Genomic DNA, 7,882 nt, shown 5'->3' with positions numbered 1-7,882 from the left:
AATGTCACAATACTTATCTCAAGTATTGCCATTTTGGAGGTGTTTTATATTGTCTCACTATTTTAGGTTAGTCCACACGCAGTCTCTTTGGCAGCGTGTTTTTTTGTCTATAAAGAATAGTATTAGGAAACAATAGAATGTGATTTCAAAATTTTTACAGTTAGAGTAACTGAGGTGCCTTTTTGTGAATGCAATTTATGGTTTAATTTGGCTAGCTGCGTTATTTATTTGGGGAGATTGGAGAAATTATAGAAAATACTATCCAACCTACCTCTTTTTCCTATTGGGGGATTTTCTTTATTTATATTTATTATCTGACAAGTTTGCGATGTGGACATATACCCCTCAAGGTGTTGATGAGGGAATTGGACTGACCAACACACATATCGTTCTTTCAATTATGGCCATAAAATACCCTGCAACAATCCTCATCTTTTTAGGAAGATACCCTGAAGAACGATCATGGATAAAACAATTTATTTATATCTTATTATGGGTAGGCATTTATGCTGTGAATGAAGCTGTGGATTTATTTGTTGGACTTATAAGACATGATCATGGTTGGAGCTTGGGATGGTCAGTATTATTTAATCTTGTGATGTTCTCCATTCTTCGTTTACATTATGTACGTCCTTTTCGTGCCTGGATTGCCTCACTCATATTTATCCTCATATTTTGGAATATCTTTGATGTCCCTTCTTCGGTATTTCGATAAAACTAACATATATATATCACCTACTACTGAATGATCCTTAGTAGTATTTTTTTAACCACTTTGATGTTCCGATTAGGAAGATAGGAATACCTTCCTAATTGGAAATAAGAATGGGTTCCTATATGAATAAGAATAGATGGTGATACATTATTTTTACAATTTCCGGCAAAATAGGTTTACAGATGAAAATAACAAAAAAGCACTTTAGGACAAGTTGTCATTATATAAAATATGGAGAAAATGAACATGAATCTTACCAATATGTTTGAACAAAAAAGCATTAGTAATTTAATTAATCTTGTAGCAACAGCATTTAATAGTTTAAAAGATATCCTATATATTCTGCAAGTTGATCATTCTCAATTTACATATTTATATGCTAACCAAGCAGGATTATCAATTCTTAATGCTGATGAATCATTATTTGGGAAAACGATGGATGAATATTTGCCAAAAGAAAAGGCGCAATATTTGAAAATATTTTACAAAAAGGCAGTCTTGTCTAAAACAGTTGTGACATTTGAAGACGAGACTATACTTCCAAATGGCCAAATCATGTTTAATGAAACTGTGCTAACTCCTGTTATTGACGGAGAAATTGTATATCTTGTTGCAATCGTACGCGATGTTACTGATAAAACATTAAGAGTAAGGGAACTTCAACAAGCAAAAAAAGTATTGGAAGAGAATAAGCTAATGCTTGATTCTCTCATCGCGAACAATGTGGATGCAGTACTTATGCTTGATACAAATGGGATCATTCATGAGTTAAATGATGCAGCAGAGAGCATTATAGGATATAAACCAAGTGAACTAATTGGCGCTCATTACTCGAAAATAATGACACAAAAAGAATATAAAAAAATACAAAAGATTATTCAGCATGTATTAGGAGGAGAGTCTTTTTCTTACGAAACGAAACTTTCCCATACAAACGGCAATGAAATCCATGTCAAAGTAAAAAACATACCAATTACGATTGACGGAACATTGACAGGAATTTATGGGATTGTGAAAGATATCAGCGCAAACAAAAAAGCTGAACAAGCACGAAGAGAAAGTGAAGAAACCTTTCGGATCATTGCAGAGAATTCTGTTGACATTATTAAAGTACTTACACCAGATGGAAAAATCACTTATGTATCTCCTTCGATTGAGGATATTTTAGGATACTCTGCACCAAAAATGATTGGTAAATCATTTATTGAAACTATACATCCTGATGACAGAGAAAAAATGAATGAAGTTTATCTAAATCTGATTGAACTAAAGGAAAATGTTGACATTGAGGTAAGGCGTAAACACCAGGATGGGCATTTTATATGGTTACATTCAGACTTAATACCCGTATTGGACTCAGAAGGACAGCTTGAAAAAATAGTTGTGATTTCAGGGGACATTACTGAATACAAAAGAAAGCTAAAAAAGTTAGAAAAACTGGCCTATTATGACCATTTGACGGGTCTTCCTAATCGGAGAATCTTCTTAGATCGGCTCCAACAATCTATGTATACAACAGATCGAAAAGGTAATTTAACAGCATTACTGGTTTTAGACTGTGATGCTTTCAAACAAATAAATGATAATCATGGACATGATACTGGAGATGAAGTGATTAAAGAATTCTCCAAACGTATACGTACAGTGATTCGCGACACGGATACACTTTCACGAGTGGGTGGGGATGAATTTACAGTCGTTCTTCCAGAAATAATAGACGAGCAGCAAGTGGTAGATATTTCAAATCGAATTTTGAATGCAGTAAGACAGCCTATCGAAATAAAAGAACACGTGCACAAAATCACAACTAGTATCGGTATTTCTTTTTATCCACTACATGGAACGGTTGCTGATGAGTTGTTTAAAAAGGCTGATGAGAATCTTTATAAATCCAAATCACTTGGGGGAAATATATTTTCGTTATAGAAAGATAAGCCATCGTTAAAAGGGGGATAAAAATGGCAGGACTATCTTTTTTTAAACAGCTTACAAAGCTTTCAAATGTGGACACAATAGTATCTAAAACAATGAATCAAGAGATGGAGCATGATTTATCATTATTAAGAGAACTAATTAATAATCATCCACATGCTGTTCTGGCTTTTGATGCAAATGTGAATTTATTACATTACAACCCTTCAGCAGTAAAAACATTTGGTTACAAAGAAAAGGAATTATCTCAAAAGTTAAAACAATATTTTAACGATAATGACAAATACAAAAGAAATAAACATTTTCAACGTGCTTTACAGGGAAAAGTACAAAATTATCGAACAGCTGTTACACATGCGAATGGAGAAAAAATTTATATTGATGTTAATCTAATCCCAATAAATAATAGTGCTGGGAACACAATCCTAATTTATGCAGTGGCAAAAGATATTACAACATATGTTCAACATGAAAAAGAATTAGTTAGAATCAAAGGAAGCCTTGAATTAGCACAAAAAGTCGGTGCAATCGGCAGTTATGATTATGACGTAATTGAGGATGAAGCGTATTGGTCAAATCAGATGTATGTCCTATTCGGTATTGAAAATACAAAAGGGTTTGTTCCAACATTTGATAGTATTACAGAACTTGCTCATCCCGATGACCGAGAAAAGTTTAAAATAGCTATTCTATCTGCTATAGAAGAAAAAAGAAATCTAAGTTTTGAATTTAGGATTCTTCGTAGCGATGGGACTACGATACATGTATATAACCAAGCAGATGTAATCTTGGACGAAAATAAGAAACCCGTTCGATTTATAGGAACTGTTCAAGATATAACCAAAAGAAGGACAGCAGAACTAAAGCTGAAAGAAAGTGAAAATCGAATCGAACATATCTTTGATAATTTGGAAGTAGGTATTTGGTCTTTAGATATAAAAAATGGTGAATACAATCTGGTCTCAAAAGGCTTTGAGGAGATAACTGGGTTTTCTCCTTCTGATATAGGGAATCGGATTACCTGGGATTCACTAATCCATCCAGACGATTATATGGAATATCATGAGAATCAACAAAAAAAATTAAAAGGTGAAAATCTCTATCATCAATATCGAATCGTTCATAGAAATGGAGATATTGTCTGGATTCAAGATCAAACATTACCGGTTCTTGATAAAAATGGTGAAGTAATTAGGATTGATGGGATCGTTTCAAATATTACAGAGCAAAAAGAATTTGAAAAGAAAATCCAATATCTAGCTTTTCACGACTATTTAACCAAACTACCAAATCGGATGCTTTTTGAAAATAAAATAAATGAATTAATTTCAACTTCAAACCAGGTTAACAAACATTTTTCAATTTTATATATAGATTTGGATCGGTTTCGAAATATCAATGAATCACTTGGACACCAAATTGGTGACAAATTGCTTTTTGAGTTTAGCAAAAGAGTGAATATGTTAATGAATAAAAACACGTTATTTGCAAGACTAGGTGGCGATGAATTTGGCATTATTTTATGGGATTATGAAGATTCAGACTACCCAATTAAGGCTGCTAAGATAATCATTGACTGTCTTGACCTACCATTTGAAATTGAAGATTTCGAATTACTTATAACGACAAGTATTGGAATAAGTACATTTCCTGAGAATGGAAAAAACATAGAGGAATTAATAAAAAATGCCGATGCGGCTTTGTATAGGGCAAAGGCTAGTGGTAAGAATACGTATCAAATTTATTCTTCCTCATTAAGTATTAATTCTTTCAAACAGTTTTATCTTGAAAGGGATTTAAGAAAATCGATTGAGAACAACCAATTAGTCGTATATTTCCAACCAAGGGTTGATTCAGGTTCAGGTAAAATTGTAAGTGCAGAAGCTTTAGTTCGGTGGGAGCATCCGGTATGGGGACTTGTATCTCCACTTGAATTTATTTCACTTGCAGAAGAAACAGGTTATATTAATGAAATAAGTGATTGGGTATTAGACCAAGTGTGTCAAAGTATCACCAGATGGGAAAATAAAAATTTGGAAGTTGTGCCTATTTCGGTGAATATATCAGCGCAACGGTTTTTAAAAAATGATTGGAAAGCAAGGTTGGTTTCTATACTGGAAAAAAACAATACAGACCCAACTTTACTTGAGTTTGAAATTACGGAAACAACCATGATTAAACATGAGGAAGCAGTTAGATTGGCTTTACAATTTATGAAGAGCATGGGGTTTAAAATTGCTCTAGATGATTTTGGTACAGGCTATTCCTCTATCACTTATTTAAAGGATTACCCTATTGATACAATTAAGATAGATCAGTCCTTTACTAAACACATTGCAAAGACAAATAATGTTGAAACGATTATTAAATCTCTTATTTTTATGGCGAAAGGTTTAGACATGAACGTTGTAGCAGAAGGTGTGGAAACAATCGAACAGCTATCATTCTTAAGACAACAGGAATGTCGAGAAATTCAAGGGTATATCTTTAGTAAACCAGTACCAGAAGAGACCTTTCAAAGTTTATTAAGAAAAATGATTTTGAAACCAACCTTTAATAGTGATACCGCAAAATTCCCGAATAGAAGGCGATATTACAGAATTAATCTTTTGTTTCCACTAAGTTCACAAATGACGTTAACCACGATACTTGGAAATCAGGTTACATTAGGAAATACAGAGATTCTAATTGAAGACATTGGGCCAGGCGGGTTACGATTTTTATCAACTATCCAGTTACCTGTACGTCCTGATATTACCTATCAATTCAATACTAAAATTATGGGTGAAATCATTACCTTAAATGGTCATGTTGTTTGGAAAGAAGAGGTTAAGGGAATCTTCCAGTATGGGCTTAAGTTTATTATGGATGAGACTCAAAGAGATGCGCTCGTAAAGTTTTTAAATCATTTCTCTCTACAATTGCGTAATAACCCATTTGTACCAAACTGTGATTTTGTGAAAGACGAAAAGATTTGTTATTTACTAAGAGCAACCTCAAATGAGTAAAGAGGTGCTCTCTCTTTTTTTAGATATGGAAAAAACTAGTCCATTTTACACTTAAAATAAACTCCACCCAAAGATATAGGTATGATATCCTATAACAGGAGTATATGGAAAATATCAGGGGTGGAGTAATGGCAGATATTGAAAAAATAAATATTCTCTTAGTGGATGACCGTCCAGAGAATCTATTAGCCTTGGAAGCTATAATTGAAAGGGAAGATTATAACTTAATCAAAGCTTTTTCTGGGGAAGAAGCTTTATAGTATCTATTAAAATATGAGTTCGCAGTCATTTTATTGGATGTTCAAATGCCAGGAATTGATGGGATTGAAACTGCGAAAATAATCAAAGCACGTGAGAAAACAAAAAATATTCCACTTTTATTTATAACGGCTAATAACATGGACTCGGATCATATTTTTAGAGGATATTCGGTTGGGGCAATTGATTATATACTGAAGCCTGTTGACCCAATAGTATTAAAGGCAAAGGTTGATGGCTTCGTTGAAATATATACAATAAAAAAGCAACTTATGATACAAACAGAATTACTAGAAATAAAAAATAAAGAAATTGAATTTATGGCTTTGCATGATTATTTAACGGGTTTACCAAATCGAAGAATGTTCCAGGATGAACTAACTGTTTGGGTAAAGGAATCTAAGAAAAGAAACCAAGCAATCGGAGTTGTTGTTTTAGATATTGACTACTTCAAATATGTGAACGATTCACTTGATTTTAATACAGGTGATCGAGTACTAAAGGAAATTGCGAAACGATTGAAAGCAACTGTAAGGGAAGGAGACTTTGTTGCTAGATTTGGCGGTGATGAGTTCTCCATTATATTACCTAATACAGATCGTGAGGAAACATTAGAAATTGCTACAAAAATTAATGTTGCTTTTAATGAGCCACTATACATTGATCACTATGAATTGTTTTTCACAGCAAGCGTTGGATTGAGTATATTTCCATATGATGGAGAAGATCCGGTAACACTTGTGAAAAATGCGGGTACAGCATTGTTTCGTGCGAAGGAGCAAGGAAAAAACAATTATAAAGTGTATCACTCCGGGATGAATCTTCAGTCTTATCGGACGTTTATCATGCAAAATGATTTACGTAAAGCCATTGAACGACAAGAACTTTCAATCGTTTATCAGCCTCGTATGGAACTTGAAAATGGCAAGATTAAAAGTGCCGAAGCCTTATTGCGGTGGGAGCATCCAAAATGGGGAATATTGTCACCAAGTGAATTCATTCCATTAGCCGAAGAAACCGGGCAAATCATCGAGATCGGTGAATGGGTTCTTACAACTGTTTGCAGCCAATTAAATGAATGGAATAAGACAGAATTGTCTTCAATTAGAATTGCAGTTAATTTTTCAGCCCAACATTTTTTGCAAAAAGATCTAGTTGATAAAATCCAACGAATTTTATCTGAATACAAGGTAAGTCCTAGTTTACTAGAAATTGAGATTACTGAATCGGTAATACTGGGGAATGAGACAGTGATTTCTAAGACTCTTCATCAATTAAAGGATATGGGGATACAGGTAAGTATCGACGACTTCGGGACTGGCTATTCGTCTTTAAGCTATTTGAGACGTTTCCCAATCCATGCGTTGAAAATCGATCGGACTTTTATTCAAGAAATATCTAGTGACTCTCCAAACGATACTGTTTTAACTGAGGCTATCATTTCATTAGCACATAATTTAAATATGTCCGTAATAGCCGAAGGTGTAGAGACGGAGAAGCAAATGTCAGTTTTAAGGCAGTTAAAATGTGAAGAAATTCAAGGATACTTATTAAGTACACCATTAATAAAAGAAAAATTCGAGGCATTTCTTCTAGGCTATAATGAAATTGACTTTATTTCTGAAAAGAGAATAACTTCATTATTCGATCAAAAGAAAATCGTTTCTGAACCTCTCAATGAACCTGAGACAATTCATAAAGAAATTACAGGCACAATTCAGATTACAAAGGAAGTCTTTGGACTCTCATCAAGAGAAGTAGATGTTTTTGAATTACTGTTAACAGGATTAACTAATAAGGAAATCTCTGAAAAATTATTTATTAGTGAGCACACCGTGAAAAATCACATTACAAGGATATTCCAAAAAATGAATGTTACTGATCGAGTTCAAGCAATTGCATTAGTATATCAAACATGTTTTGAAATCAGTGATTCAACGATCAGTAAATAAATGTGACATGAAAGGAA

At 33.5% G+C, this 7,882-nt stretch carries 4 protein-coding genes and 1 pseudogene; all 5 read left to right on the top strand.

Annotated elements, in window-relative coordinates; genetic code table 11:
* Nucleotides 1-184: 184 nt before the first annotated feature.
* Complete coding sequence (locus tag ACR65M_RS17470) at nucleotides 185-715, top strand: CBO0543 family protein (RefSeq protein WP_440273916.1); 531 nt, start codon at nucleotides 185-187, stop codon at nucleotides 713-715.
* Between the two features lie 246 nt (nucleotides 716-961).
* Complete coding sequence (locus ACR65M_RS17465) at nucleotides 962-2,641, top strand: PAS domain S-box protein (protein ID WP_341332554.1); 1,680 nt, start codon at nucleotides 962-964, stop codon at nucleotides 2,639-2,641.
* Between the two features lie 32 nt (nucleotides 2,642-2,673).
* Nucleotides 2,674-5,655 (top strand): EAL domain-containing protein, encoded by a 2,982-nt coding sequence (locus ACR65M_RS17460; RefSeq protein WP_440273915.1) that lies wholly within the window; start codon nucleotides 2,674-2,676, stop codon nucleotides 5,653-5,655.
* 128 nt (nucleotides 5,656-5,783) lie between these two features.
* Nucleotides 5,784-6,236: pseudogene (locus tag ACR65M_RS17455) on the top strand (response regulator); the annotation flags it as partial.
* Nucleotides 6,234-7,865 (top strand): EAL domain-containing protein, encoded by a 1,632-nt coding sequence (locus tag ACR65M_RS17450; RefSeq protein ID WP_440273918.1) that lies wholly within the window; start codon nucleotides 6,234-6,236, stop codon nucleotides 7,863-7,865. The pseudogene ACR65M_RS17455 and the gene ACR65M_RS17450, both read left to right, overlap by 3 nt.
* Nucleotides 7,866-7,882: the final 17 nt, after the last annotated feature.

It is taken from the genome of Ferdinandcohnia sp. SAFN-114 (assembly GCF_059415045.1).
This window is presented reverse-complemented; position numbering and strand designations above follow the sequence as displayed.